The organism is Psychrobacillus sp. (assembly GCF_056205495.1).
The window spans coordinates 1-1616 of record NZ_JBAEAP010000491.1 but is presented as its reverse complement, the minus strand read 5'-3'; the positions used below and the strand labels follow the sequence as shown (position 1 = coordinate 1616).

Annotated in this window: 2 protein-coding genes; both read left to right on the top strand. The window is 36.3% G+C overall.

Features of this window, described 5'->3' with window-relative positions; genetic code table 11:
* The first annotated feature begins 139 nt into the window (after nt 1-139).
* Nucleotides 140-307, top strand: coding sequence for an immunity protein YezG family protein (locus tag AC06OU_RS14065; protein ID WP_475856609.1), 168 nt, complete (start codon nt 140-142; stop codon nt 305-307).
* A gap of 372 nt (nt 308-679) precedes the next feature.
* On the top strand, nt 680-1567 hold the full coding sequence (locus AC06OU_RS14060; protein WP_475856608.1) for a DNA/RNA non-specific endonuclease: 888 nt from the start codon (nt 680-682) through the stop codon (nt 1565-1567).
* Nucleotides 1568-1616: the final 49 nt, after the last annotated feature.

The following is a 1616-nucleotide window of genomic DNA, read 5'->3' as shown; positions in this document are numbered from 1 at the left end:
CATATTAATAAAAAGCTATATATTGAATTAGATAATCCATCAGGAAGAGAAATGGAGGAATTTAAAGGATTTGATGAAATGTTTGAAAAGCTATTGTCAGATTCATTGTTATAAAAAATTCAATACAAGAAAATTTGAGATGATGAAATGCAATAATTTCTACTATCGATTACTTGCAGAGTTTAAAAATAACAATTTAACATTTAATTTAGAGAGTACAGGGAAGTTGAAAATTGACTATGATTATGAAAATTTATCTGAGCAGATAATCATGAAAGAAAAATCATTTGGTAATATAACCGTTTGAATCTTTTACCTGATTCTGAATATGATAAGTGTAATTTAGAAGAAGCAGGAATTGAATAAATAATGAAGGGTAGAAACGTTGTTTTAACAGCATTTCTCCCCTTTAATTTTGGGGTTAATTTACTTTGATAAGTACTTATGAGCCAGCGTCTTTTTAAATGGAAATGAAATATATGAATTTAAATATTTTTTAAAAGCAAAAGAAGAATGCGGCCTCTACCGGCTTCAGCTGACTAAAGGATTCAACGCTGCCGAAAACGCACTGGACGCCTATAAATCAAGTAAAGGGCTGGATGTCCTCAAGCAAACCGAATACGGTCTATATGGATTAACCGCCGCCAACGGTCTCGGCGAAGCCGTCACCGGCAGAGACATGTTTGGCAACGAACTCACGGAAGAACAGCGCCAAAACAGCCTGATGAACGCCCTTGGTATCGCCGGAGTTGCGGGGGCAGCCAAGGTTGCAGACAAAATGGCGAACGGAACAAAACTCATCCCCTACAGCAAGGAATTTGTGCAAAATCAAGTCCAGAAAGCCCAAGACTCGATCAAGGATATGGGCAAGGCCATCGGGAAAGTGGAAGTGCCAACTGGAGTTAAGGTTAGGACAGTCGCGGATACAACTGGAAATACTTATAAATCTATTGATGTGGATAAGACGTCGATAAAGGATCTTGCGCAGAAGATTACGGCGAAGGGTGAGGGTAGTAAGGGTACAGTTAATAATACTATTCCGAAAAATAGTTCTATTGTAAAAGAAGTAAGAGAGACAGATTTTGGTGAGCATATAATAAAAGGGAAAAATGGTAAGAAAGAGTTGCTACCCAATATTAAATATATAACGAAAGATAACTATGAATATACTACTGATGAGCTTGGGCGTATTGTAAATGTAGAGGCTTCTACACTCGTATTAAAAAAGGCTGATAGAAATAAATATGCTCAGGCAAATGTAGGTGGCAAAGACAGATTACCACATGATGATGGTGGACATTTAATAGGAGCACAATTTAATGGTCCTCCTGATATTGATAATCTTGTACCACAAAACAGTCAAATTAATAGGAGAGGTGGAGTTTGGTACGAAATGGAGACTGAGTGGGCCAATGCATTGAAAGAAATACCACCAAAAAAAGTCTCTGTTAGTATTGAACCAAACTATTCTAATAATTCAATGAGACCTGATTCCTTTATGGTCGAATATGAAATTGAAGGCCAATTTCCAGTGATTCGTGAGATTGCAAATAAATCAGGAGGCTGATAATGATGAGTTTTGAAATAGAATTAAATAAGTTATATAAAGATATTGC